At 71.3% G+C, this 23,886-nt stretch carries 18 protein-coding genes; 4 read left to right on the forward strand and 14 right to left on the reverse strand.

Features of this window, described 5'->3' with window-relative positions:
- Nucleotides 1-276 precede the first annotated feature (276 nt).
- Nucleotides 277-468 (forward strand): hypothetical protein, encoded by a 192-nt coding sequence (locus VQ02_RS37105; protein WP_157080628.1) that lies wholly within the window; start codon nucleotides 277-279, stop codon nucleotides 466-468.
- Between the two features lie 102 nt (nucleotides 469-570).
- On the opposite strand, the gene cysG is transcribed toward VQ02_RS37105, so the two are convergent.
- From cysG to VQ02_RS14585, 12 genes are all read right to left on the reverse strand, one after another.
- Complete coding sequence (gene cysG, locus VQ02_RS14530; protein WP_048444916.1) at nucleotides 571-2,040, reverse strand: siroheme synthase CysG; 1,470 nt, start codon at nucleotides 2,038-2,040, stop codon at nucleotides 571-573.
- 54 nt (nucleotides 2,041-2,094) lie between these two features.
- Nucleotides 2,095-4,776: a nitrate reductase gene (locus VQ02_RS14535; protein ID WP_048444917.1), complete on the reverse strand. Its 2,682-nt coding sequence runs from the start codon at nucleotides 4,774-4,776 to the stop codon at nucleotides 2,095-2,097.
- Nucleotides 4,777-4,866: 90 nt separating this feature from the next.
- Entirely contained in the window at nucleotides 4,867-5,241 is a 375-nt protein-coding gene (locus VQ02_RS14540) for a helix-turn-helix domain-containing protein (RefSeq protein ID WP_048444918.1), read from the reverse strand.
- 16 nt (nucleotides 5,242-5,257) lie between these two features.
- Nucleotides 5,258-5,464 (reverse strand): type II toxin-antitoxin system RelE family toxin, encoded by a 207-nt coding sequence (locus VQ02_RS14545; protein ID WP_342447830.1) that lies wholly within the window; start codon nucleotides 5,462-5,464, stop codon nucleotides 5,258-5,260.
- Between the two features lie 137 nt (nucleotides 5,465-5,601).
- Nucleotides 5,602-7,215 carry a sulfite reductase subunit alpha gene (locus tag VQ02_RS14550; RefSeq protein WP_048444919.1) on the reverse strand — a complete coding sequence of 538 codons (1,614 nt, stop codon included), beginning with the start codon at nucleotides 7,213-7,215 and terminating at the stop codon, nucleotides 5,602-5,604.
- A gap of 259 nt (nucleotides 7,216-7,474) precedes the next feature.
- Nucleotides 7,475-9,262: a NirA family protein gene (locus VQ02_RS14555; protein ID WP_048444920.1), complete on the reverse strand. Its 1,788-nt coding sequence runs from the start codon at nucleotides 9,260-9,262 to the stop codon at nucleotides 7,475-7,477.
- An 11-nt stretch (nucleotides 9,263-9,273) separates the two neighbouring features.
- The gene (locus VQ02_RS14560; RefSeq protein WP_053080377.1) at nucleotides 9,274-10,491 is read right to left on the reverse strand and encodes an NAD(P)/FAD-dependent oxidoreductase; all 1,218 of its coding nucleotides are present in this window, start codon (nucleotides 10,489-10,491) and stop codon (nucleotides 9,274-9,276) included.
- 5 nt (nucleotides 10,492-10,496) lie between these two features.
- Nucleotides 10,497-11,306, reverse strand: a complete 810-nt coding sequence (locus VQ02_RS14565) for an ABC transporter ATP-binding protein (protein ID WP_048444921.1) — start codon at nucleotides 11,304-11,306, stop codon at nucleotides 10,497-10,499.
- A gap of 12 nt (nucleotides 11,307-11,318) precedes the next feature.
- Nucleotides 11,319-12,179 carry a nitrate ABC transporter permease gene (gene ntrB, locus VQ02_RS14570; protein ID WP_048444922.1) on the reverse strand — a complete coding sequence of 287 codons (861 nt, stop codon included), beginning with the start codon at nucleotides 12,177-12,179 and terminating at the stop codon, nucleotides 11,319-11,321.
- Nucleotides 12,179-13,465 (reverse strand): CmpA/NrtA family ABC transporter substrate-binding protein, encoded by a 1,287-nt coding sequence (locus tag VQ02_RS14575; protein ID WP_048444923.1) that lies wholly within the window; start codon nucleotides 13,463-13,465, stop codon nucleotides 12,179-12,181. The genes ntrB and VQ02_RS14575 overlap by 1 nt, the downstream gene beginning before the upstream one ends.
- Before the next feature lie 515 nt (nucleotides 13,466-13,980).
- The gene (locus tag VQ02_RS14580; RefSeq protein WP_048444924.1) at nucleotides 13,981-14,982 is read right to left on the reverse strand and encodes a CmpA/NrtA family ABC transporter substrate-binding protein; all 1,002 of its coding nucleotides are present in this window, start codon (nucleotides 14,980-14,982) and stop codon (nucleotides 13,981-13,983) included.
- Nucleotides 14,979-15,608, reverse strand: coding sequence for an ANTAR domain-containing response regulator (locus tag VQ02_RS14585; RefSeq protein WP_048444925.1), 630 nt, complete (start codon nucleotides 15,606-15,608; stop codon nucleotides 14,979-14,981). Before VQ02_RS14585 ends, VQ02_RS14580 begins: the two co-directional genes overlap by 4 nt.
- A 310-nt stretch (nucleotides 15,609-15,918) precedes the next feature.
- Between VQ02_RS14585 and VQ02_RS14590 the strand changes: the two genes are divergently transcribed.
- The 3 genes from VQ02_RS14590 to tkt all read left to right on the forward strand — a co-directional run bounded on the left by VQ02_RS14590 (nucleotide 15,919) and on the right by tkt (nucleotide 20,648).
- The gene (locus VQ02_RS14590; RefSeq protein ID WP_048444926.1) at nucleotides 15,919-16,572 is read left to right on the forward strand and encodes a hypothetical protein; all 654 of its coding nucleotides are present in this window, start codon (nucleotides 15,919-15,921) and stop codon (nucleotides 16,570-16,572) included.
- Nucleotides 16,573-16,642: 70 nt separating this feature from the next.
- Entirely contained in the window at nucleotides 16,643-18,529 is a 1,887-nt protein-coding gene (locus tag VQ02_RS14595; protein WP_048444927.1) for a glycoside hydrolase family 15 protein, read from the forward strand.
- Nucleotides 18,530-18,569: 40 nt separating this feature from the next.
- Nucleotides 18,570-20,648: a transketolase gene (tkt, locus tag VQ02_RS14600; protein ID WP_048444928.1), complete on the forward strand. Its 2,079-nt coding sequence runs from the start codon at nucleotides 18,570-18,572 to the stop codon at nucleotides 20,646-20,648.
- A 61-nt stretch (nucleotides 20,649-20,709) separates the two neighbouring features.
- On the opposite strand, the gene VQ02_RS14605 is transcribed toward tkt, so the two are convergent.
- A complete protein-coding gene (locus VQ02_RS14605) occupies nucleotides 20,710-21,363 on the reverse strand; it encodes a metallophosphoesterase family protein (RefSeq protein WP_048444929.1) in 654 nt (217 codons plus the stop codon).
- 38 nt (nucleotides 21,364-21,401) lie between these two features.
- Nucleotides 21,402-23,351, reverse strand: coding sequence for a putative bifunctional diguanylate cyclase/phosphodiesterase (locus VQ02_RS14610; protein WP_048444930.1), 1,950 nt, complete (start codon nucleotides 23,349-23,351; stop codon nucleotides 21,402-21,404).
- Between the last annotated feature and the right edge of the window lie 535 nt (nucleotides 23,352-23,886).

The raw sequence follows: 23,886 nt of genomic DNA on the forward strand, positions 1-23,886 counted from the left end.
CTGACCCGCCCGCTTCCGGAACAGGCACGGGCCTCCCCTCTCCCCGCGGGCGGGGAGAGGCCGATGTTCACGATCCGCTCCGTGAGCATGAACCCGGGTGGAGGCGCATGTCTCCTCGAGGCCTGCCCCTCTCATACCCTCGCGCCTTCGCATCGACACGTCGATGCGAAGGCGTCCGGCGCATCAGCGCCGGCGCCCGTTCGGGCTTGCCTTGCACCTCCGAACGGGTCCGTTCGAAGGCGCGGCGGTATCACACAGATTCTTGCCAGTGCCCGGGTGGCTGACCGACGGAAGCAGTGGACGTTCCGTCGGACCTCGCTCGCCGTCACGGCGATGACTGCGACGGTCGCGGCGCTCCTGGCCAAGGCCGGGCCCGATGCAGGGTCACGTGGCGCGTTCCTGGTCCAGGGGGCGCCGGGCTGCCTGTTCACGCTCCGCGCCAACCGCCGGGCCGAGAGGCTGCGGTGACGGAGCGACGCCCTCGACGAGGGCAAGCGGCAGGGACGCAACCGCTGCGCCGTCTCGTGGAGCGCGGACCGGGCGCAGCGGGCCTCGGCCTGACCCCGCGATCTACAGGCCGGCGCGCCCTGCCGCCGGCAGCGCCTCGGCGAGGATCGCCTCGGCCTGCGCCTCGCGCCCGAGGGCATTACCCACCATGACGATTGCCGGCCCCTCCAGCCCCGCCGCCTCGACCCGGTTGGCAAGGTCGCCGGCCTCGGCCCGCACCACCGCCTGGTCGGGCCGCGTGGCGTTGAACACCACGAGCGCCGGGGTCGCGGCGGGCAGGCCCTCGGCCACGGCCCGGGCCAACAGGGCGCGCAGGGTGCGCTTGGGCATGTAGACGACCGTCGTCACCGTAGGGTCGGCCAGCGCCGCCCAGTTCAGGTCGTCCGGCAGGGCGCCGCGGCGGTCGTGCCCGGTGACGTATTGCAGGCGCCGCGCGGCGTCCCGGTGGGTGAGCGAGACGCCGAGCGCCGCCGCCGCGCCTTGCGCCGCCGTCACCCCTGGCACCACCGTGACCGGAATGCCGGCGTCCCGGCAGGCGTCGATCTCTTCGCCGGCCCGGCCGAACACCAGGGGGTCGCCGGACTTGAGCCGCACGACCCGCTTGCCGCTCCTCGCGAGCGACACCATCAGGGCGTTGATGTCATCCTGCCGGCAGGACGGGCCGTGGCCGGTCTTGCCGACCAGCATGGTGCGGGCCTCGCGCCGGGCGTAGTCGAGGATTTCCGGCGCCACGAGGTCGTCGTACAGGATCACGTCGGCGCTGCGGAGCGCTCGAAGCGCTTTGAGGGTCAGGAGTTCGGCATCGCCCGGGCCGGCCCCGACCAGGGCGACGTTGCCGCCCGCCGGCGCGGTGTCGCTCGCGGCGATGAGCGCGTCGAGGTCGGCCCGCACCGGCGCCCGCTCCGGCTCGGCGAAGGCACGGTCGGTGAAGCGCTCCCAGAACGCCCGGCGCTCCGCGAAGGCGTGGTAGCGGGCGCTCACCTCGGCGCGCCAGTCCCGGGCCGCCGCCACCCAGGCCTTGAAGCCGGAGGGCAGCATCGCCTCGATGCGGGCCCGCACGGTCTGCCCGAAGACCGGGGCCGCCCCCTCCGTCGAGATGCCGACGACGAGGGGCGAGCGGTTGACGATGGCGCCGAAGGAGACGTCGCAGAGGTGCGGCCGGTCGATGGCGTTGACGATGGCGCCCGCCGCGCGAGCGGCCCCGACGAAGCATGCGCACTCGCCCTCGTCCTCGAAGGCCGCGATGGCGAAGGCGGCTCCCTCGAGATCGGCCGGCGACCAGTCCCGCTCATGCAGGACGACGCGGCCGGCCACCGCCTCCGCCGGGGTGCCGCGCATCTCCTCGGTCGGCTCGGTCGCGAACACGTCGACATGAGCGCCGGCGGCGGCCAGCAGCTTCACCTTCCAGGCCGCGCCGCCATTGGCCCCGGCCAGCACCGCGCGCTTGCCGTCGAGCGTCACGAAGACCGGCAGCACGGCCAGGGGCTCGAGGCCCGGGGAGCGGGTCTCGCGGGGAGCGCGGGGGGTACGCATGGGAAGGTGAGCTTTTGACACGAGTCGCGGGAAGTCGGAGGCCATCAGATGCGCCTAAGCCGGGACCGGCGCAAGTTCCGCCACCAGCAGCTTGCGGATCTCCGGGATGCACGAGCCGCAATTGGTGCCGGCCTTGCAGGCCCCTCCAACGGCCTCGACGCTCTGCGCCCCACCCTTGATCGCGGCCCGGATGGTATCGAGCCCGACGGTGTGGCAGGCGCAGACCAGCGGCCCGGTGCCGGCGCTCTCGGCGCGTCCCGAGATCAGCGCCCGGCGGGCCGAGGGCTCGAGCAGCTCCTGGGTGCGGAAGAACGCCTTGGCGGCATCCCAGGTCTGGCGCTCGGCGGCGGGCGCCAGCGCCAGCACGCCGAGGAGCCGCCCGGCGCGGAAGGCGGCGGCGCGGTAGCGGCCGCGGGCCGGGTCGGCGTACTCGCTGAGCTCGGCATTCGCGAACAGCTCGCGCATCAGCGCCCCGGCCTCGGACGGGCCGTCCTGGGCGGCGAAGATGAGGCCGGTCGCGCCCTCGAGCGTCGCGCGGGCCCACCACCAGCCGAAGGGCGCCGCCACCGCCTCGCGGGTGATGAGGTAGCCGCGGGAGCGGTAGGGCTCCGGGGCGATCGAGGCCGGGGTCGCCTTCAGCTCCGGCTGGCCCGAGACCGGGTCCACCGCCCCCTGCGCGAGCGCGCCGACGCGGCCGTCCGAGGTGTTGGCCTCGCTCCAGTGCATCGGGGCGAACAGCACGCCGGGCTGCGCGCCCGGCGTCACCATGACCTCCAGCACCGCCGCGCCGTGGGCGGTGCGCACCCGGGCGAGGTCGCCGTCGCTCAAGCCTGCGGCCCTCGCGTCGTCGGGGTGGATCTCGACGAACGGCACCGCCCGGTGGGCCGAGAGGCGCGGGCTCTTCCCGGTGCGGGTCAGGGTGTGCCAGTGGTCGCGCACCCGGCCGGTGTTGAGGCGCAAGGGGAGCGCGTCGCTGGTTCCTTGCGCCAGGGCCGGCTTCTGGACCGCGACGAAGCGGGCCTTGCGGTCGCGGGTGTAGAAGCCGCCATCGGCGAAGAAGCGGGCCTGCGGCGCCTTGGCCTTGCGGGTCAGCGGCCACTGCACCGGTGCGGCGGCGTCGTAGGCCGCGTCCGTGATGTCGGCCAGCCCCCCGAGGTCGAAGTCGCGGCTGCCCCGGTTCTCGAACTCCGACAGGGCGGCGTGCTCGCGGAACACCGCGGCGGCGTTCGCCCAGGCGAAGGCCTTGGGGTGGCCCAGCCGCTTGCCCACCTGCGCCATGATCCACCAGTCCGCCCGCGCCTCGCCCGGGCCTTTCAGGAAGGCGCGCTGGCGCGAGATGCGGCGCTCGGAATTGGTCACCGTGCCGTCCTTCTCGCCCCAGGCCAGCGCCGGCAGCAGAACCGCGTTGCGGGCCCGCACCGTGTCGGTGTTCGCCACCACCTCGGAGACCACGAAGGTGTCGAGCTTGGTCAGCGCCGCCCGCACCCGGTCGGCCCGGGGCATCGAGACGGCGGGGTTGGTGCCCATCACCCACAGGGCCTTGATCTTGCCGCGCTCGATCGCCTCGAACAGCGGCACCGCCTTCATCCCCTCGCCGGTGATGATCCGCGGCGCGGCCCAGAACCGGCGCACCAGGTCCACCTCCTCCGGGGTGAAGTGCATGTGGGCCGCCAGCATGTTGGCGAGCCCGCCGACCTCGCGCCCGCCCATGGCGTTGGGCTGACCGGTCAACGAGAACGGCCCCATGCCGGGCCGGCCGATGCGGCCGGTGGCGAGGTGGCAGTTGATGATTGCGTTCGCCTTGTCGGTCCCCTGCGCGGACTGGTTCACGCCTTGCGAGAAGGCGGTCACCACCCGGGGCGTGGTGCGGAAGAGGTCGAAGAAGGTCGCGACCTCGGCCTCGGTCAGGCCGGTGGCGGCGGCGGTCGCCGGAATCGTCGGTGCGATCTGGCGGGCGCGCTCCAGGGCCGGCTCGAAGCCGGCGGTATGCTCGGCGATGTAGCGCGGATCGAGGGCGTTCGTGTCGGCGAGGTGGACCAGCAGGCCGGAGAACAGCGCGGTGTCGGTGCCGGGCTTGAGGCCGAGGAAGAGGTCGGCCTCCTCGCCGGTCTGGGTCTGGCGCGGGTCGATGGCGACGATCTTCGTGCCGCGCTTCGCCCGCGCGTCGAGCATGCGGCGGAACAGGATCGGATGGCACCAGGCGGTGTTGGAGCCGACCAGCACCAGCAGGTCGGCCTCGTCCAGGTCCTCGTAGCAGCCCGGCACGGTGTCGGAGCCGAAGGCGCGGCGATGCGCAGCCACCGAGGACGACATGCACAGGCGCGAATTGGTGTCGACGTGAGGCGTGCCGATGAAGCCTTTCGCCAGCTTGTTGGCGACGTAGTAGTCCTCGGTCAGGAGCTGGCCCGAGAGGTAGAACGCCACCGATTCCGGCCCGTGCGCCGCGATGGTGCGCCGGAATCCCTCGGCGACGGCATCGAGCGCCTCGTCCCAGCTCGCCCGCCGCCCGGCGATCTCCGGGTGCAGCACCCGGTCGTCGAGGGACAGCGTCTCACCCAGCGCCGAGCCCTTCGAGCACAGCCGACCGAAATTCGCCGGGTGCTGCGGATCGCCGGCGACGCTCGCGCTTCCCTGGCCGTCCGGCCGGGCGAGCACCCCGCAGCCGACGCCGCAATACGGGCAGGTGGTCCGGACGGGAGCGGCCTCGGGGGTGAGGGCCGGCACGTGCAGGTTCATCGCGGGAGCCTTTCGCCGGGCGTGCGGATCGTGGGGCCGATGTGGGGGAAGCAAGGGACGGGCCGCCGAAGCTCCCCGACCGCCCGCAGCTCACCCGAGAAGATCGTCCAGGCTGACGTTGAGGACGGCGGCGATCTTCCGATAGGTGTCGATCGTGCCGTCCCGCTTCCCGGTCTCGATCTGCGACAGGAAGGCTTGGGAGAGACCAGCCTGCTCCGCGAGGGCCGCAGCGTTCAGGCCACGGTGCTCGCGCCAGACGCGCACACGGTTCTCGTCCGAGAGAAGGCGATCGACGACCGCCGCCGGGATCAGTTCCTCGTCCCCTGTGGCGAGGCGATGGCGGAACTCCGCCACGGCGAGGCGGTCGGCATTGTCCTCTGCGGCGTCAAGGAGCTTCTGGTAGTCGGTTTCGGCCAGAACGATCAGGGTGTCGCCGGCCGGAGTCTTGATCCGCTGCGTGTTCATGGGCGGGACCTCCGATTCAGTCGTATGTGCTGGAGCGCGGGGCGACGCGAATCACTGCCAGCACCACGCCGTCTTCCGTAAACAGCACGCGCCAATCGCCGACGCGGAGCCGAAAGACGCCGGGCTCTCCTTTGAGCGCCTTCACGTCGTTGGCCTGCGCTTGAGGAGAGGCGGCATACTGCTCGACCTTGGCGCGGATCAGGGCCGATACGTTGGTCGGCATCGGCTCAAGGTCCGCAGAGCTGCCTTGCTGTAAGCGATCGGCAACATGCCGAGATAATAGCATATTGCTAATCTCGACCTAAGGCTGTCCTGCAGGACGCCGCACAGCGGCGTCGAAACGAGGCCCGCGCATGCGGCTCAGTACACGTCCGCCTGATACCGGTTCGCCTTCTTGAGCGACGCGAGGTATGCCACTGCCTCCTCCGGGCTCTTGCCGCCGTGGCTCGCCGCCACGTCGATGATCGCGCGCTCGACGTCCTTGGCCATCCGCTTGGCGTCGCCGCAGACGTAGAAGTGGGCGCCCTCCTCCAGCCAGCGCCACAGCTCGCGGCCGTTCTCGCGCATCCGATCCTGGACGTAGGTCTTCTCGCCGCCGTCGCGCGACCAGGCGAGCGACAGGCGGGTGAGCACGCCCTGATCCTTCAGGCCGTTGAGCTCGTCGCGGTAGAAGAAGTCCGAGGCCTGGCGCTGGTGGCCGAAGAAGAGCCAGTTCTTGCCCGGCGCCTTGATCGCCGCGCGCTCGCGCAGGAAGGCGCGGAACGGCGCGATACCGGTGCCCGGCCCGACCATGATGACCGGAGTCTCGGGCTTGTCCGGCAGGCCGAAGCCGTGGGCCTTCTGCAGGTAGACCTTCACCGTGGCGGTCTCGGCCAGGCGCTCGCCGAGATGGGTCGAGGCGACGCCGAGGCGCAGGCGCGAGCGGTGGCTGTAGCGCACCGCGTCGACGGTGAGCGAGACCCGGCCCGGATCGGCCTTGGGCGAGGACGAGATCGAGTAGAGGCGCGGCTGCAATTCGTCGAGGGCTTCGAGGAAGACCTCGGCGTCGGGGCGCGCACCCGGGAACTTGTGGAGCGCGCCGAGCACGTCGAGATAGGCGGAATCACCGTCCGGGTCCTCGCCGGCGCTGAGCGCCTGGGCCTTCTTGCGCTGCGCGCCGGAGGTGAGGAGCGAGAGGAGCTGAAAAAGCCCGTCCGGGGCGGCGCCCAGCGAGTAGTTGGTGAGGAGGTGATCGCGGAGCGTCTTCTCGCCGAGCTTCGTGGCGATGACCCGCTCAGGCCGGGCGCCGAGCTCGGCGATGACCGCGTCGGCGAGGGCCGGGGCGTTGGCGGGGAAGAGACCGAGGGAATCCCCCACCACGTAGTCGATGCCGGTGCCGGTCAAATCGATCTCGATGTGCCAGGTCTCCTTCTCGCCGCCGGGCGCGTTGAGGCGCCGGCGCGAGAGGAACACCGCCTCGGCCGGGTTCTCGCGGCACAGGCCGTAGGGACCGACTTGAGCGTCCGCCTTCGGGGCCTCGTCGGAGGCGGGGGCCGCGGCGCCGGCCGGCGCCGCGGTGCCGAACTCCGCCTCCAGCTTCTTCAGCATCCGGAGCGTCTCCTTGCCGCCGGGCTGGCAGAGGTTCAGGCGCTCCTCCTTCCTGAGGAAGATGGCGTTGGCATAGTCGGCGCAATTGTAGCCGCACTGGCCGCAATCCTGCTGGGCCATGGCGGCCATCAGCTTCTGCGGCTCGGAGCGGTCCTTGGCCATCGCCATGCGGTCATCGAGGCCCATCGACGGGTCGTGCCAGGGCGCGTCGCCGTTATCGGCCAGCGCCGGACCGCCGGGCGCCTCGCCGGCCCCGAGGGCGGTGGCGCCCTCGACCGCCGGCCCGAGCAGGGCCGCGAAGTAGCCCGACAGCCAGGCGCGCTGGTCGGGGTTGAAGGGGGCGGATTCGGGGATCAGGACGAGCGGGGGAGCGACGTGCTGGGTCATCGGGGGCTACCGAAGGAGAGTGGCATTCCGCCGGTGGTGCACCGGCCTTCCCCTCTCCCCGCGGGCGGGGAGAGGGCCGTGTCTCTGTTCAAGAGACACGGCTAGCGCAGGCGAAGCCCGAGCGAGGATGAGGGGGTCTCGACGGATGTGGCTCCTTCGGAACCACCCCCTCACCCTCGCCCTGCCGGGCCGGCTTGCCGAAGCCTCTGGACGAGGGTTCGGCCCTCTCCCCGCCTCCGGGGAGAGGAGGAAGTGCGCCTTACTCGGCCGCCTCCAGCATTCGTTCGCCGGCCAAGGCCTTCAAGGCGTCGGGGCCGCGGCGGGCGGTGTAGGCCTGGAAGGTCTCCTCCGGGCCGGTGCGGTGCTGGAGGTAGTCGGTGAGCAGGGTCTCGACCCGGCCGGGGCAGTCCTCGGCCTTCACGGCCTTCCAGATCTCGGTGCCGATCTTGGCCGCCTCGCCGAACCCGCCGCCGACCACGATGTCGTAGCCCTCGACGGTGTCGCCCTCCTCGCTCACCACCACCTTGGCGCCGATGAGCCCGATATCGCCGATATAGTGCTGGGCGCAGGAATGGTGGCAGCCGGTGAGGTGGACGTTGACCGGCACGTCGAGCCCGGGCACCGCCGCCTCGACGTGGTCGGCGATGAGGAGCGCGTGGCCCTTGGTGTCGGAGGCCGCGAACTTGCAGCCGCGGTTGCCGGTGCAGGCGACGAGGCCGGCGCGGATGCTGGAGGCCTTGGTGGAGAGCCCCAGGGCCGCGACGCGGGATTCGACCTCCGCAACCCGATCGTCGGGCACGCCCGAGAACAGGAAGTTCTGCCACACCGTCAGCCGGATCTGGCCGTCGCCGCATTCCTGCGCGATCCGGGCCAGAGCGCGCATCTGGTCGGTGGTCATCTTGCCGACCGGGAGCACCACGCCGATCCAGTTCAGGCCGGGTTGCACCTGGGCATGCACGCCGACATGGGCGTAGCGATCGAAGCCGCCGCGGGGCTTCACGTGGGCGGGATCGACCCGCTCGAGCTTGCGACCGAGCTTCTCTTCCACCGCGGCGAGGTACTTGTCGTAGCCCCAGGCGTCGAGGACGTACTTCATCCGCGCCTTGTTGCGGTTGGTGCGGTCGCCGTTCTCGATGAAGACCCGCAGGATCGCGTCGGCGACGGCGTTGCACTCCTTCGGCCGCAGGACCACTCCGGTGTCGCGGGCGATGTCGCGGTGGCCGGTGATGCCGCCGAGCACCAGGCGCATCCAGATCCCGGGCTCGACCGCGGCGCCGTCGAGCACCTCGACCGCCTGGAAGCCGATGTCGTTGGTCTCCTCCAGCACCGGCAGCACGCCGCCGCCGTCGAAGGCGACGTTGAACTTGCGCGGCAGGCCGAAGAGCGAGCGGTCGTTGAGGATGTGGTTGTGCCAGCTCCGCGCCAGCGGCCGCGTATCGAGGAGTTCCTGGGCGTCGATGCCCGCCGTCGGCGAGCCGGTGACGTTGCGGATGTTGTCGGCGCCCGCACCTCGCGCCGTCAGCCCGAGATCGACGAGCCCGTCGAGGAAGGGCTGGCCGTGCTCAGGGCTGATCTCCCGCACCTGGAGGTTCGCCCGTGTCGTCACGTGGCTGTAGCCGCCGCCATGAGCGTCCGCGAGGTCGGCGATGCCGGCGAACTGCCAGTGGTGCAGGATGCCGTTGGGGATGCGCAGGCGGCACATGTAGGAGTTCTGGGCCGGCGCGACCCAGAACAGCCCGTGGTAGCGCCAGCGGAAATTGTCCTCAGGTTTAGGCGCCTTGCCGGTCTCCGCCTCGGCGATCAGCCGGTTGTGGCCATCGAACGGGTTCTCGGCCCGCTTCCACTTCTCCTGCTCGGCGAGCTTGCCGCCGTTCTTCACGGTGCGGTCCTGCGCCTTGATGTGGCTCGCGTCCGGCCCGGTCGGCTCCGCCGGCGGGGCCGAGGCGGTGCCCCCGGCGGCGAGGCCGCCGGTCATGCGGATTGCGGCGATGCCGTGGGAGAAGCCTTCGAGGTAGCGCTTCTGCTCGGCGTTGAAGTCGTCGGCCATCGCGGGCTCCTTCACGCTGCGAGGGGTTGGGGGGCGGGACGCCCGAACATGAGGTCGTCCCGGTCGTCCGGGCCGATCGGGTCGCCGGTGCGGATCAGGGCCTTGCACCAGCCCTGCTCGGCGACGTCGCCGACGAAGACCGCGCCGATCAGGCGATCGCCGGCGATCACGAGCTTGCGGTAGAGGCCGGAGGCCGGATCGCTCCAGGTCACCGCCTCGGCGCCGTCCGGCACGTCGACGGCGCCGGCGGAGAAGACCGGCAGGCCGGAGACCTTCAGGCTCGTGGCGAGCGAGGTGCCGGCGTAAGCCGCAGGCACGCCGCAGAGGTGGCGGGCCAGCACCTCGGCCTGCTCGTAGGCCGGCTCGACGAGGCCGTAGGTCTGGCCCCTGTGCTCGGCGCACTCGCCGAGCGCGTAGATCCCCGGCACCGAGGTCGCCATCGTGTCGTCCACGCGGATGCCGCGGCCGACGGCGAGCCCCGCGCTCGCCGCGAGCGCGGTCGAGGGGCGCACGCCGACCGACATCACCACGAGGTCGGCCGGCAGAGCCGTGCCGTCGGAGAGGCGAAGGCGCTCGACCTTGCCGTCGCCCTCGACCGCGGCGGTGTCGGCCTGCAGGATCACCCGGACGCCGCGGGCCTCCATCGCCTCGCGCACCAGGCCGGCGGCGGCGTGGTCGAGCTGGCGCTCCATCAGCCGGTCCATGACGTGCAGCAGCGTGGTGTCGACGCCGAGGCGCGCCAGGCCCACCGCCGCCTCGAGCCCGAGGAGCCCGCCGCCGATCACGATCGCACGCGCGCCCGCCACCGCCGCCCGGCGGATCGCCGCGACGTCGGCGAGATCGCGGAAGGTGATGACGCCGGGAAGATCCATGCCGGGCTTCGGCAGCCGGATCGGCACCGAGCCGACCGCGAGCACGAGCTTGTCGAACGGAAGAACCAGCCCCTCGCCGACCTGGACGATCTTTTCGGCGGTGTCGATCGCGGTCGCGGGCGCGCCGGTAACGAGGGTGATGCCGTGCTCGGCGTACCAGTCGAGCCCGCGGAAGGTGCAGGCCGCCTCGTCGACCTCGCCGCCGAGGAGCGACGACAGCAGCACCCGGTTGTAGGCCGCCACCGGCTCGGCGCCGACGCAGGCGACGTCGAAGCGGCCGGGAGCCGCCTCGGTCAGTCGCTCCAGGAAGCGGAGCGAGGCCATGCCGTTGCCGATGACGACGAGGCGTTCGGTCATGGGCGTCAGGCCGCGATCGCGGGCTTGGCGTGGCGGGCGTAGAGGAACTCCAAGACCTCGGCCCGAGCGTGGGTGTAGGTCGGGTCCTCGACCAGCTCGAGGCGCCTGCGCGGCCGCTCGAGCGGCACCGTCAGCACCTCGCCGATCGTGGCCGACGGGCCGTTCGTCATCATCACGATCCGGTCGGAGAGCAGCACCGCCTCGTCGACGTCGTGGGTGATCATGATGACGGTGTTCTTCAGCCGCAGGTGGATCTCCATCAGCTGGTCCTGGAGATGCGCCCGGGTCAGCGCGTCCAGCGCACCGAACGGCTCGTCCATCAGGAGCACCTTCGGCTCCATGGCGAGTGCCCGGGCGATGCCGACGCGCTGCTTCATGCCGCCGGAGATCTCGTGCGGGCGCTTCTCGGCGGCGTGGGTCATGTTCACGAGCGCGAGGTTGTGCTCGATCCAGTCGCGCCGCTCCGCCTTGCTCTTCTTGGCCTTCAGCACCTTGTCGACGGCGAGGGCCACGTTCTCGCGCACCGTGAGCCAGGGCAGGAGCGAGTGGTTCTGAAAGACCACGGCGCGCTCGGGGCCGGGGCTGTTCACTTCCTTGCCGTCGAGGAGGACGCCGCCGGTGGAGGCCTTCAAGAGGCCCGCCACGATGTTGAGCACCGTCGACTTGCCGCAGCCGGAATGCCCGATCAGCGAGACGAACTCGCCCTTCGCGATCTTCAGGTCGACGTCGCGCAGCACTTCCGTTGTGCGCCCGCCGCGGGTGAAGCTGATGCCGATCTGCTCGAGGCTGAGATGGGTCGCGTTGAGAGTGGTCATGGGTGGCCTCCCTCAGGCCGTGGCGGTGCCGCGGGTGACGAGGTGGCCGAGGCCGGCGACGAGGCGGTCGAGCACGAAGCCGATCACCCCGACATAGACCAGGGCCACGATGATCTCGCTGATGTGCGAGGAGTTCCAGGCGTCCCAGATGAAGAAGCCGATGCCGACGCCGCCGATCAGCATCTCCGCCGCCACGATGGCGAGCCAGGACAGGCCGACGCCGATGCGAAGGCCCGTGAAGATGTACGGCGCGGCCGAGGGCAGCATCACCTTGGCGAAGAACTCGAAGGCGTTAAGGCGCAAAACCGCCGCGACGTTGCGGTAATCCTGCGGGATGTTGCGGATGCCGACCGCGGTGTTGATGATGATCGGCCAGATCGAGGTGATGAAGATCACGAAGATCGCCGAGGGCTGGCCGTCCCGGAAGGCGGCGAGCGAGAGCGGCAGCCAGGCGAGCGGCGGAATGGTGCGCAGGACCTGGAAGATCGGATCGAGGCCGCGCATCGCCCATTCGGACTGGCCGACGAGGGTGCCGAGCATCACGCCGGCGACCACCGCCAGGGTGAAGCCGAGCGCCACGCGCTGGAGGCTGGCGCTGATGTGCCAGAACAGACCCTTGTCGGTGCCGCCGTTGTCGTAGAACGGGTGGGCGATGATCTCCCAGGCCTCCGACACCACCCGCGAGGGCGGCGGCAGGCCGGCGCCGGGACGCTGGCACAGCACCTCCCAGAGCAGCAGGAAGACCGCCAGCACGACGAGCGGCGGCACGATCCGGAGCGCCACGCCTTTCAGCGCGGCGGCTGTGACGAGAGGGGCCTTGGCCCCCTCCGGCTTGGCGGCGCCGACGCGCCCGAGCGTGGTTCCGAGCGCCATCACGCCACCTTCTTGATGCCGAGGCTGTTGAGGTAGGCGGACGGGTCCGCCGGATCGAAGACCTTGCCGTCGAAGAAGGTCTCCTTGCCGCGCGAGGTCGAGGCCGGGGCGGTCACGCCCATGCCCTTGGCCACCTCGCGCCAGATGTCCTCGCGGTTGACTTTCTCGACCAGCGCCTTGGTGTCGGTCTGGGCGTCGAACTTGCCCCAGCGGATGTCCTCGGTGAGGAACCACAGGTCGTGCGACTTGTACGGGTACGAGGCGTTGTCGGCCCAGTACTTCATGATGTGCGGGCTGTTCGCGACCTTGCGGCCGTCGCCGTAATCGAATTCACCCTTCATCCGCTTGATCACGTCGGTCGCCGGGACGTTGATCCACTGGCGCTTGGCGACGATGCCGGCGAGCTCGTCGCGGTTCTCCGGCTTGTCGCACCATTGCTGCGCCTCCATCACGGCGGCGAGCAGGGCCTTGGCGGCGTTCGGGTACTTGTCGACCCAGGCGGCGCGCATGCCGAGCGCCTTCTCCGGGTGGTCCTTCCACAGCTCGCCGGTGGTGAGCGCGGTGTAGCCGATGCCCTGCGTGATCAGCTGCTCGTTCCACGGCTCGCAGACGCAGAAGCAGTCCATCGTGCCGACCTTCATGTTCGCCACCATCTGGGGCGGCGGCACGACGATGGTCTCGATGTCCTTGTCGGGGTCGATGCCGCCGGCGGCGAGCCAGTAGCGGATCCAGAGGTCGTGGGTGCCGCCCGGGAAGGTCATCGCCGCCTTCACCGACTTGCCGGCGGCCTTCTTGCGCTCGAGCGCCGCCCGGAACGGCTTGGCGTCGAGGGCGACCTTGTCGCCCATATGCTCCTTGGCGACCGAGATGCACTGCCCGGCGAGGTTGAGCCGGGCCAGGATGTACATCGGGACGGGCACGTTGTTCTGCGTCACCCGGCCGGCGCTGATGAGGTAGGGCATCGGGGTCAGGATGTGGGCCCCGTCGATGCCGTTGCCCTCCGAGCCCAGCACCAGGTTGTCGCGGGTGGTGCCCCAGGACGCCTGCTTCAGCACCTCGACGTCGGGCATGCCGTGCTTGGCAAAGATCCCCTTCTCCTTGGCGACGAAGAGCGGCGCGGCGTCGGTGAGCGCGATGAAGCCGAGCTTGGCACCCTTCACCTCCGGCCCCGCACCTTGCGCGAAGGCGCCGCCCGGCAGGGCGACGCGGGCGGCGGCCGCCAGCGACAGGGCGCCGGCTGCCCCTTTGAGGATGCCGCGACGCGTGGTGTGCTCAACGCTGCTCATCGATCCTTCACCCTCAAGCCGTTGCGCCGCCGTGGCGCGAAGTCCGGTGCCGAACGCAAAAAACCGCCGCCCAAGATCTTCAGCTGGCCGCGCGGATGCGGGCCCACCGGGGAACTCGGGTCAGCGGCTCTGCTGACGGTCAGTGCCCGTCGACGCTGACGGACGAGAAGGAAAGAGCAGGTTCCGTGCCAACTGCGTCGCGGGCGATTCAAGTGATTGAAATTGAAATGATTCGCAGCTTGGCCGAGGGCTCCGGCAAGGAAGCGTGGCCGGTTGCTGCGATGCACAAATGATGGGCTGGTGGATGGGGAATGGGCAGTGCGCTGGCGCTCAAAGGATGGGCAGGTGCGAGGGTGGCGCCGAAATAGGCGCAAGACCGACCCGGCAAGTCGTCACTCGGCACGCATCGGCTCGCCAGGCGGAATGTCCCATTCTCCATCGTCGTTCCGGGCACCGCTTTGCGGCCCCGGAACGACGCGGCTGGTATCCGATGCTTTGCGCCGACCGGGGACGCGTTACGCCGCCGCCAGCAGGTCCGGTCGGTACAGCCCCACCGCTTGCGCCGGCGCCGCCCCCTCCTCGATCTGACCCGCCGCCGTCATCTCGTCGACGAGCCAGGCGATTCCCGCCGGGTCGGGGGTGAGTTCACGCTCCCCGAGAACCAGGTAATCGTCCGCCTCGACCAGGGGACCGCCCGGCGCCAGGCGAAGCGAGCCGGCGAGACCCCGCAGGATCAGCGCCGGGTCGAGGCCGAGATGGCGCGGGCTCCCGAGCAGGGCGGCCAGATCCTCGCGGTTCTCCGCATCGCCGCACCAGCGGGCGGCGCGCCGGAGGGCGCGCAGCAGCGGCGCGGCGCGGTCCTCCATCTCGGCGGGCAAGGCCAGCACCTTCTCCGGGCAGTCCGGCGCGATCGCGCTGCCCAGGGCCGCGATGCGACCGACCCCGGCCTCGACCGCGACGGTGCTCCAGGGTGCACCGACGCAGACGCCGTCGATCTGGCCGCGTTCCAGCGCCGCGACGGTGCGGGGCGGCGGGACCACGACGAGGCGCACTGCCGAGAGCGAGCTGCCGCCCAGCGCCAGCAGGCGGCGCCACTGGTAGGTGTGGCTCGAATAGGGATGCACGGTGGCGAGCGTCAGGGGGCGCCCCTCCGCCAGCCGGGCCTCGGCCACCCGGGCGAGCGCCCGCGCCACCTCCGGCAGGGCGTCGGAAGCGGCATCCAGTGCCTGCCAGAGCGGCAACGACAGGGTCACGGCGTTGCCGTTGCGGGCGAGCGCCGCCGGGGCGATCAGGCGGGCCTGGGGCCCGCTCAGGCCGAGGTGGCAGGCGAGCGCGAGCGGCGCCAGCATGTGGGCGCCGTCGAGGAGGCCCAGGGCGAGGTGGTCGCGCAGGGTGGCCCAGGAGGGCTCCGCCACGAGGTCGACCTCGAGGCCCTCCGCCGCCGTGAAGCCGCGCTCCACCGCCGCGATCAGCACCGCGGCGTCGGTGAGCGGGACGTAGCCGAGCTGCAGCCTCATCCGAGCAGGTCCGCGGCGGTGACGATGGCGCGGGCGATGTCGACGATCTTGCGCTTCTCGTTCATGGCCTTGCGCCGGAGCTGCTTGTAGGCCTCGTCCTCGGTCAGCCCCTTGGCGCTCATCAGGATGCCCTTGGCGCGCTCGATCAGCTTGCGGTCGGCGAGCTCGCTCCTCGCCTCGGAGAGCTCGCGCTGCAGCCGCGCGAAGGCGTTGAAGCGCAGGATCGCGATCTCGATGATCGGCTTGATCCGCTCGGCCCTGAGCCCGTCGACGATGTAGGCCGAGATGCCGGCATCCACCGCCGCCTGCATCATCGGCGCGTCGGAGCGGTCGACGAACATCGCCACCGGCCGCTCCACCAGGCGCGAGACGCCGAACATCTGCTCCAGGAGGTCGCGGCTCGGGCTCTCGAGGTGGATCACCACCACGTCGGGCGAGAGGGCGGAGAGCCGGTCGAGGAGGTCGGCGGTGTCGGGGATCACCACCACCCGGGCGCCCTCGACGGCCCGCAGGCCCTCCTCCAGGATCGCGGCCCGGGCGCGGCTCGGGTCGACGACGGCGATGACGAGGCTCTCCCCGGGGGACGGGGCCGGATGTGCCGGGACGGGGGGTGCGCGGTCGGGCATGTCGGCGGCGGATCACGCAAATGTTGGGCCTGGGGCGGCGCAGCCGCCCACGTGGTCGGAGGAAATGGCGGGGCGGCCGTCCCACACGGTTGGAGGAAAGGGTGGCGGGAACCGCCCATGCTCTATGAGAGAACGGCGCCTGCCGTCCATGGTCAGTGGAGTGGAGCGGCGGTGCGGTCCGCCTCGGACCCTACGGCAGGGCGCCCTCTCGCCCCGATTTCGCGCTCGGACACGAAAGCGCAAAGAAACGGCCCCGCTTCGGCCCGAAACCGGCGCTTCATTCCGGCCATCGGTTCGCTGGGAGGTTCGGATGCGGCAGAACGGGCAGATGCGCAAGCCGGCGGATGTCGGCGCCATCGGGAGCCTGGCCGGCACCTCGCGGGGCTACCTGCCGCTGCTGCCCACCGCCTGCGTGGCGATCTGCCTGGCGGCGGGCTCGCTCTACTGGCGCGAGGCGCCGCCGCGGGCGCCGCAGGGCCACGTCGCCGCGGTGCAGCCGCTGCCGCAGGGATCCGACTTGTTCCGGTCCGTCCCGGACGGCGAGGGCCGGGTGCGCGCGCCCTACCCGCTCGAGTTCGAGCAGCAGTTCCCGCTGATCGCCAGGCTGCCGATCGTGACCGCGGCGCCGGTCCTGCCGGTCGCCGAGGCCAAGCTCGACGAGAAGCCCGAGGGCAAGGCGTCTCGCCGCGCCGCCGCGATCCATCGCTCCCGGGCGGTGCCGGCCCTGGCCGACCTGCGGCCGCCGGCGCGGCCCGAGGAGCTCAAGGTCTTCCGTGCGGTCCCGGAGAGGGCGCCGGATTCGGCGACCCGCACCGCGAGCACCGGAGCCGAGTCCGAGCGCACCCTGCCCTGGCTGCCCTTCGCGCCGGCCGGCCAGATGATGGCGCGGACGGTGGTGGCCCTCGGCGACGGCGTGACCAATGCGGGCGCCGCGATGATCGACCTCATCGACCGCCGGCGCTGACGACGACCGGGTTGGACCGAGGGGAAGGCCGCTCTAGCTAACCGCGTTACGACTCTGTTCGGGACGCACCATGGCGCTGCTCATCGAGGATTACGCGCTCGTCGGCGACGGGCGCAGCGCGGCCCTGATCGGGCGTGACGGCAGCGTCGACTGGCTGTGCTGGCCGCGCTTCGACGCCTCGGCCTGCTTCGCCGCCCTGCTCGGCACCCGCGAGGACCACGGCCACTGGCGCATCGCTCCTTCGGCCGAGGCGACGAGCACCCGCTGCTACCGCGAGAACACGCTGGTCCTCGAGACCACGCACGAGACCGCCGAGGGCGCGGTGCGGGTGATCGACTACATGCCGGTCGAGGACGGCACCCACCTGGTGCGCCTGGTCGAGGGCGTGCACGGCCGGGTGGCGATGCGCATGGACCTGGTGGTGCGCTTCGATTACGGCTCGGCGGTGCCCTGGGTGTCGCGCAGCGAGAACGACGACCTCCGGGCCATCGCCGGGCCGAACAAGCTGGTGCTGCGCACCCGCGCGCCGCTGAAAGGGGTCGGCCAGTCCACGGTGTCCGAGTTCGCGGTCGAGGCCGGGCAGAGCGTCGCCTTCGTGCTGAGCTACGGGCACTCGCACGAGGAGGATCCGGCGCCGATCGAGCCGCGCAAGATGCTCGCCGCCACCACCGCCTGGTGGCGCTCCTGGTGCCGGCGCTGCCAGGGCGGCACCCCCTGGGACGCGGTGCTGACCCGCTCGCTCCTGACGCTCAAGGCGCTGATCTACCGGCCGACCGGCGGCATCGTGGCGGCTCCCACCACCTCTCTCCCTGAGCAGATCGGCGGCGTGCGCAACTGGGACTACCGGTTCTGCTGGCTGCGCGACTCGACCTTCACGCTGCTGGCGCTGATGGATGCGGGCTACCTCGACGAGGCCCGGGCCTGGCGCGACTGGCTCACCCGGGCGGTGGCGGGCAGCCCGGAGCAGGCCCACATCCTCTACGGCATCGCCGGCGAGCGCCTGCTGCCGGAGATCGAGCTCGACTGGCTGCCCGGCTACGAGGGGTCGCGGCCCGTCCGCATCGGCAACGCCGCCTCGCAGCAATTCCAGCTCGACGTCTACGGCGAGCTGTTCGACGCCCTGTTCCAGGCCCACCAGCGCGGCATGCGGGCCGACGAATCCGGCGTGCGGGTCGGGCGCGCCCTCCTCGACCACCTCGAACGGGTCTGGCGCGAGCCCGACGAAGGCATCTGGGAGGTGCGCGGCGGGCGCAAGCACTTCGTCCACTCGAAGGTGATGGCCTGGGTCGCCTTCGACCGGGCGATCCGGTTCTACGAGGCCCATGTCCGGGACGGCGAGCCGACCGCCGGCGACGCCGAGGCGGTCGTGCGCTGGCGGGCCGTCCGCGACCAGATCCACCGCGAGGTCTGCGAGAAGGGCTTCGATCCGGAGCTCAACAGCTTCGTGCAGTATTACGGCTCGAAGGACCTCGATGCGAGCCTGCTCCTCATCGCCCATATGGGCTTCCTGCCCCAGGATGACCCCCGGGTGGTCGGCACCGTCGAGGCGATCGGGCGCGACCTGATGCATGACGGCTTCGTGCTGCGCTACGACACGCACGGCCAGACGACCGACGGCCTGCCCGCCGGCGAGGGCGCCTTCCTGCCCTGCAGCTTCTGGTACGCCGACAACCTGATCGGGCTCGGCCGGCGCGAGGAGGCCCGCGCGCTGATCGAGCGCCTCCTGTCCCTGTGCAACGACGTCGGGCTGCTCGCCGAGGAGTACGACCCCGCCCGCAAGCGCCAGGTCGGGAATTTTCCGCAGGCGTTCAGCCACGTCGCGCTCGTCAACACGCTTCTGAACTTCAGTCGCGCGATCGGACCCGCTAAGGAGCGCAGCGGAGACCCGGACGCTTCCGGGCACGCGGGCGAGCGGCCCGTGATGCACCCGCAGGCGGCCCAAGGCGCGGCGTCGTGAGACGCGGCGTCCTGCCCCTTTTACTCGACGAGGCCCCCAGATGAGCGCAGCCGACACCAAGCCGAAGGCCGGCACCAGCGAGATCGACCAGCGCAGCATCGACACGATCCGCACGCTGACGATCGATGCGGTGCAGAAGGCGAATTCGGGCCACGCCGGCGCCCCCCTCGGGCTCGCCCCGGTCGCCTTCACCCTGTGGAACCGCTATCTCCGCTACGACCCGGCGAACCCGCACTGGCCCAACCGCGACCGCTTCGTGCTCTCGGTCGGCCACGCCTCGATGCTGCTCTACAGCCTGCTGCACCTCGCGCAGGTGGCCGAGAAGGACGGCGCCAACGCCCCGGCGGTGAGCCTTGAGGACATCAAGAAGTTCCGCCAGCTCGACAGCCGCACCCCCGGCCACCCGGAATACCACTTCACCACCGGCGTCGAGGTCACGACCGGGCCGCTGGGCCAGGGCGTGGCGAACTCCGTCGGCATGGCGATGGGCGGCCGCTTCCTCGGCGAGCGCCTGGCCTACGGCGACCGGCCGCTGTTCGACTTCAACGTCTACGCCCTGTGCAGCGACGGCGACCTGATGGAGGGCGTCTCGGGCGAGGCCGCCTCGATCGCCGGCCACCTGCGCCTGTCGAACCTGTGCTGGATCTACGACAACAACACCATCACCATCGAGGGCCACACCGACCTGGCCTTCAGCGAGGAGGTGGCGGCCCGCTTCCTGGCCTACGGCTGGCAGGTCCTGCGCGTCGCCGATGCCAACGACACGGTCGCGGTCGCCCACGCCCTCGAGACCTTCCTGCAGTCGGGCGACCGCCCGACCCTGATCATCGTCAACTCGGTGATCGGCTACGGCGCCCCGACGAAGCAGGGCACGCCGAAGGCGCACTCGGACGCGCTCGGCCCCGACGAGGTCAAGGGCGCCAAGCGGGCCTATGGCTGGCCGGAGGATGCCGAGTTCCTGGTGCCGGACGGCGTCTACGACAATTTCCGTCAGGGGATCGGTACCCGCGGAGCGGCGCTTCGCGCCGAGTGGCTCGCCCTCGTCGACGAGGTGAAGGCGGGCGACGAGACCCTGGCCAAGGACCTCGCCACCTATCTCGGCGGCAACCTGCCGGAGGGCTGGGACGCCGACATTCCGGCCTTCCCGGCCGACGCCAAGGGCCTCGCCACCCGCGAATCCTCCGGCAAGGTGCTCAACGCCATCGCGGGCCGGGTGCCGTGGCTGCTCGGCGGCTCGGCCGACCTCGCACCCTCGAACAAGACCAAGCTCGAGGGCGAGGAGGCCGGTACCCTCGGGCCGTTCACGCCGGGCGGGCGCAACATCCATTTCGGCGTGCGCGAGCACGCGATGGGCTCGATCGTCAACGGCCTCGGCCTCGTCGGCCTGCGCGCCTACGGCGCCACCTTCCTGGTCTTCTCGGACTACATGCGCCCGCCGATCCGGCTCGCCGCCCTGATGGAGCTGCCGATCTTCCACGTCTTCACCCACGATTCGATCGGCGTGGGCGAGGACGGGCCGACGCACCAGCCGGTGGAGCACATGCTCGCCCTGCGGGCGATCCCGGGCCTCGTCACCTTCCGGCCCGCCGACGCCAACGAGGTGGCGGAGGCCTACCGGGTCATCATGCAGCTCAAGCACCAGCCGGCGGTGCTGGCGCTGAGCCGCCAGCCCCTGCCGACGGTCGACCGGGAGAAGTATGCCCCGGCCTCCGGTGTCGCCAAGGGCGCCTACGTGCTGGCCGGGGCCGACGAGGCGAAGCCGGACGTGATCCTGATCGGCACCGGCTCCGAGGTGCAGCTCTGCCTTGGCGCCTACGAGACCCTGAAGGCGGAAGGCGTGAAGGCCCGGGTGGTGTCGATGCCGTCCTGGGACCTGTTCGAGCAGCAGGACGAGGCCTACCGCAACAGCGTGCTGCCGCCCGAGGTGACGGCCCGCGTGGCGGTCGAGCAGGGTTCGGTGATCGGGTGGGACCGCTACGCCGGCAGCGCCGGCACGATCCTCGGCATGCATACCTTCGGCTCCTCGGCGCCGATCAAGGACCTGCAGACCAAGTTCGGCTTCACGCCCGAGAAGGTGCTGGAAGCCGCCCGCGCCCAGCTCGCCCAGAAGAAGGGCTGAGCTGGAAAGGGTCCGGAGCCCGTCGGCGAGATCCGACAGGCTTCATGCCCTGACCTCTGCCCTACCGCACCGCCAGGACCTCCACCGGCGGTCCCTGCCGGTCGGTGAACACGCCGGCGGTGAGCGGGCCGCCGAACACCGCGCCGGTGTCGAGGTTGGTGCGGTGGGCCCGCAGCTCCGGCCGCCCGTCCCGCGTCGGGGTGTGGCCGTGGACGACGTGGCGGCCGAAATCATGGTCGGCCGAGAGGAACGGCTCGCGCATCCACAGCCGCGTCTCGCGGCCGGTCGCCTCCGGCGCCTGCCCCGGCTCCAGGCCGCCGTGGACGTACCAGCGCTGCGCGTCGCCGTGCAGGGTCGGCAGGCCGGCGATCCAGTCGACGACCTCCGCCGGCAGCGTGGCCGGGTGCGCGACGCCGTAGGAGGCGAGGGTCGCGCCGCCGCCGTTGATCCGCCACAGGTCGGGACTCCGCCCGGCGACCGCGTCGAGGAGCATCGCCTCGTGGTTGCCCATCAGGCAGGTCACCGCCCCGGGCTCGCGCGCCTCCAGCGCCCGCAGCATCGCGACCGCGCCGGCGCTGTCGGGCCCGCGGTCGATGGCATCGCCGAGGAAGACGAGGCGGCGCGACCGCCCGGCCCGGTGCGCCTCGATCCGGTCGAGGAGCCGGGCGAGGAGGTCGGTGCGGCCGTGGACGTCGCCGATCGCGTAGGTGAGCATGGCCGTTCGCGCCTCCCTTTCGGGCGCGGCGGCGGCGATCAGGCGACGGCCTGGATCGGCGGGACGGTCCGCGCCGCCTCGGCCTCGAGGTAGCGCAGGGTGTCGACGAAGCCCATCGGCCGGTGGAAGTGATAGCCCTGCATCAGGACGCAGCCGAGGCTCTCCAGCAGCCGGGCCTGCTCGGCGGTCTCGATTCCCTCCACCACGCAGGCGAGCTTCAGGTTGCTGGCCAGTCCCACGATCGAGGTGACGATGTCGCGGCAGGCCGGATCGGCCGTGATCTCGCCAGTAAAGCTGCGGTCGATCTTGAGCTTGTCGAGGGGCAGCCGGTGGACGTAGCTGAGGGACGAGTAGCCGGTGCCGAAATCGTCGAGCGCGATGCTGACGCCGTTCGCCCGCAAGGTTGTGAGCACCCGCTGCGCCTGCGCGATGTCCTGGATCAGGGCGGTCTCGGTCGCTTCCAGGATCACCCGCCCGGGCGCCAGGCCGCTCGCCCGGATGGCGGTGACGATGCCGTCGGCAGCCTGCGGCGAGGTGATGTCGGCCATCGACAGATTGAAGGACAGGGCCACGTCGTCCGGCCAAGCCTTCGCGGCGGACAGGGCCTGGACCAGCAGCACCTCGGTGATGCCGGTGATGAGCCCCGAACGCTCCGCGATGGGCACGAACACCGCGGGAGAGACCGGGCCGAGATCCGGGCTGGTCCAGCGGGCCAGGGCCTCGAACGCCACCGTGCGGCCGCTGCGCACGTCGACGATCGGCTGGTAGACCAGGCTCATCTCCCGCAGCAGGTCGGCGTGGCGGAGCGCCTGCTCGATCACGCTCTGCGTGCGCAGCAGGGTCTCGTGCTGCTCGGTGAACAGCACCGCGGCGCCCCGGCGGTGGGCTTTGGCATAGTACAGGGCGTAGTCCGCCCGCTCGACCAGCAGCGCCGCGTCACGTCCTGCCTCCGGGTAGGCCGCGAAGCCGATCGAGGCGCCGATCTGGGCGCTGCCGCCGGTGGGGAGCCGGAACGGCGAGGTCAGGGCGTTGCGGATCGCCTCGCCCACGGTGTCGGTCGCGGCCCCGGCTTGCGCACCCCGGAGGATGAGGCCGAACTCGTCGCCGCCGAGACGCGCCACGACGCCGGCCTCGCCCACGACGAGCCGCAGGCGCTGGGCGGTCTCCTGCAGCACCGCGTCGCCGGCGCCGTGCCCGTGGGCGTCGTTGACCGGCTTGAACCCGTCGAGATCGACCAGGCCGACGACGAAGCTCTCCTCGCCGCGCTCCGTCCCGGCCGACGCCTCGTCGAGTGAAGCGAAGAAGCTGCGGCGGTTGGGCAGCCCGGTCAGGGTGTCGAGGTTGGCAAGCCGCAGGTTCTCCCGGCTCAAGCGCTCGAGCTCCACCTGCTGCCCGATCAGGCGGGTGAAGTCGCGATAGTAGGTCAGCAACACGAACAGCACGGCCCCGCTGACCATCATCAGGTTGAGGGCGATGCTCCTCATCACCTGGTTGTCGAGCTGCCAGACATGCAGGCAGAAGGGGATCATCACGATGGCCGTGACCACCAGCGCCGCCGCCCGCAGATGGACGAGGCAGAACGCACAGGCGATCATCGTGGTGGCGACGTAGAGCAGCACGTGCGCCTGCGCGTAGGCGTCGCCGTACTGCAGGAGCGCGACGCCCCAGGCCACGAAGCAGGTCGCCAGGAAACCGGCCAGCCAGACCGTGGTCAGCAGGCTGGTGGCGAGCCGGTTCTCGTCGAGCGGGCACCGGCGTCGACGCAGCCACAGCCCGAGGCGAACGCCGCAGAGGGTCAGGAGGAAGCCCAGCGGGTAGATGGTGACCGCGTCCGGCGCCACGCCCAGATAGGTGACCGCGACGGCCGTCGAGTTGATCGCCAGGATGGCGTAGAGCAGCGGCACCTGCGCGCTCAGAGCCCGCATCTGCGCCCGCATCAGGTCCGGGTTCGAGGTATCGACCCGGAAGAGGTCGACGATCGTCAGCATCCTGCGCACTGCGCATCCATCCCGCTCGGCCCGGCCGACCACAAACCGGCACGGTCTCACAGTGAACCGATGAGGTTGAATCAAAAGTTACCCCCGGGTCAGGGGGCGGCAACTGACGGTTAGATCTTGCAGGTCCAGTCGGGCGCTCTTCGGCGCGGGACAGGAGCAGGCAGCCCGCCGAGCCCGGACCAGGGAGCGCCGAGCGGCGCACCCGGCCTTCTCTGGCGCGACATCGCCGTCGGACGATGAGCCGCGCTGGCTGGTCCAGGCCCGGGATCCGGACATCCCTCCCCTGATCCAGGACTATCGGCGGCGGCAAGCTCCAGGGCAAACTCCAGGGAAGGCGCGACCCGCGACACGATGCCGTCTCGCCTGCCCTGCTCCGTTCCCCGCTTGGCCTCCCGGGCCCGGTTAGGCTTTAAGCAGGGCGCGGGCCGGTCGCGGCAGCGGATCCCGCGGCGACCTCCGGCAGCGACGGGAGACGTTCCCTTGACCGACACCGCCTACGCGCTCTTCCTCGACTTCGACGGCACCC

The organism is Methylobacterium variabile, from assembly GCF_001043975.1.
Taxonomy (GTDB): domain Bacteria; phylum Pseudomonadota; class Alphaproteobacteria; order Rhizobiales; family Beijerinckiaceae; genus Methylobacterium; species Methylobacterium variabile.